This window comes from Streptomyces sp. NPDC031274, assembly GCF_055570235.1.
This window is the reverse complement of the sequence record NZ_JBVIHP010000373.1, coordinates 1-1,152: the sequence shown is the minus strand read 5'-3', so window position 1 is coordinate 1,152 and position 1,152 is coordinate 1. Positions and strand designations below refer to the sequence as shown.

At 66.5% G+C, this 1,152-nt stretch carries 1 pseudogene; it reads left to right on the top strand.

The features are described from left to right. Window positions 1-1,152: pseudogene (locus tag ACZ5CR_RS46475) on the top strand (hypothetical protein); the annotation flags it as partial.

The window sequence follows — 1,152 nt, the reverse complement described above, 5'->3', positions numbered from 1 at the left end:
CCCTGTCCAACGACGCTCGCGAGGACCTGGAGAAGCTCGGCTTCAAGATCAATGACCTCAAGGACCGCACGGTTGAGGTCAAGGCGCCGACCGGCATGGCGCTCACGGACCTGGACGCGTTGATCGCGAAGATCGCGCAGACCCCGGGCGGGAAGCACGTCAACGTCACCTCGTCGACGGCGACGACGATCGCCAGTCTGGAGGCGGTCAAGCAGAAAATCGCCGGTGTTCCCGGCGGAAAGACCGTCACGATGAGCGCCCCCACAGGGGAGGCACGCGCCCAACTGGAAGCCCTCGGCATCAAGGTCGACGACGTGCCGGGCAGCAAGAACGTCACGGTCACCGTTCCCACCAGCGGTGCGACGGACGCGGCAGGCCGCATCCAGGGTGCGATCAACGGGATCAGCGGGCGGTCCGTCGGTGTTGGCGTCTTCCTCAAAGCGACGAGTTGGGACCAGGATGCCAACGGAATCCCGGACATGATCCAGGCCCCGCAGGCCCGCGGTTCGGTGATCGACTACTACGCGAGCGGTGGTGTTCGCGAGAACCACATCGCGCAGATCGCACCTGCCGGGAGCTGGCGTGTGTGGGGTGAGCCGGAGACTCACGGCGAGGGCTATGTGCCTTTCCGCAGGTCGAAGCGGCCACGGTCGCGGGCGATCACCGAGGAGATCGTGCGTCGCCTGGGCGGTGACCCGGCCGGCATCGACTGGTACGCGGATGGCGGGTTGTCGAACTGGTCGTACCAGCCGCTCGGCGGTTCCGGGTTCTCGGTGTCCGATGTCGCCTCCAAGTCGCAGCGCAAGGGCAAGGGCGGCAAGGAGCACTTCGACCTCGGCATGTTCGAGCGGAACCTGCGGAAGTCCGTCCGCACTGCCTCGGCTTGGCGCAACGACCTCGCGACTGTGTCCCGGCGTGCAGGTACCGATGTTGCCAAGGCGTTGGAGGAGATGGGTGAGGACGGGGTCGCGCTCACCCGGAAGATGGCGCGCGGTTCCAACAAGTACGTGAAGTCGATGGCGGCGCAGCTCACCAAGCTCGCCGGCACCGCGAAGGCCACCTTGGGCGACTACACCGGACAGCTCCGCAACGCGGTCAAGGACTCCACGACCTTCCAGAACAACCTCGCCAAGCTCGCCTCCGGCGGGTACG